Raw genomic sequence first — 564 nt, forward strand, 5'->3', positions numbered from 1 at the left:
ATGGCCAAAGCCATCAATGAAAACATCACTAAAACTAAAAATGCATTAGAACAAGATGCTAAAGCAGTAGAACAATCAGTTGATACAGCTAAAGAAATAGAAGGTGGTAATCTAACAGCAAGAATAACAGCAATTCCTGCTAATCCTCAATTAATAGAATTAAAAAATGTATTAAATGATATGCTTGATGTATTACAAGCAAAAGTTGGTTCTAATATGAATGAAATCAATAGAGTATTTGATAGCTATAAGGCATTAGACTTTACTACTGAAGTTAAAAATGCTAAAGGTGGAGTTGAAGTAACTACTAATGTATTAGGTCAAGAAATAGTAGCTATGCTAAGACAATCATCTGAATTTGCTTCTTTATTAGCAGATGAGAGTGGTAAATTACAAAGTGCTGTTAAAGACTTAACAGATTCTTCATCTTCTCAAGCTTCTTCTTTAGAAGAAACAGCAGCAGCATTAGAAGAGATTACTTCTTCTATGCAAAATGTATCTCATAAAACTAGTGAAGTTATTGCTCAAAGTGAAGAGATTAAAAATGTTACTTCTATAATAGGT

The 564-nt window shown here is 30.9% G+C and carries 1 pseudogene; it reads left to right on the top strand.

What is annotated here, in order from left to right:
- Positions 1 to 564 (top strand): annotated as a pseudogene (locus CAMP5063_RS08390) (methyl-accepting chemotaxis protein); the annotation flags it as partial.

Source organism: Campylobacter sp. RM5063 (assembly GCF_024723655.1).
Taxonomy (GTDB): Bacteria; Campylobacterota; Campylobacteria; order Campylobacterales; family Campylobacteraceae; genus Campylobacter_D; species Campylobacter_D lari_D.